Here is a 249-nt window from a genome sequence, read left to right on the forward strand (position 1 = left end):
GAGATACGGTCCCATTGCGTGTCGTTCAGAACGAGCCGATCCAGAACCCCCAAGGCTTCCTCCTAAAAGAAAGCCTTGAATCACGTTCCGTCTGATTTGAGAATCCCAAGAGTCCACACAGCCTAGTTGGCTGATAACCTCGTTGTCGCCAGGAAACGGCGAGAAGATGTCGAAACATTCGGTGTCAGCCGGAGACCTGGCCGGGTTGTTCGCGCTGTTTTCGAAGCTGCGCGAAAAAAGCCGAGCTAA

At 53.4% G+C, this 249-nt stretch carries 1 pseudogene; it reads left to right on the top strand.

The features are described from left to right. Positions 1–124: 124 nt before the first annotated feature. Positions 125–249, top strand: a pseudogene (locus tag ACZYOF_RS44990) (IS110 family transposase); the annotation flags it as partial.

It is taken from the genome of Bradyrhizobium sp. LeoA1Lang, assembly GCF_055413685.1.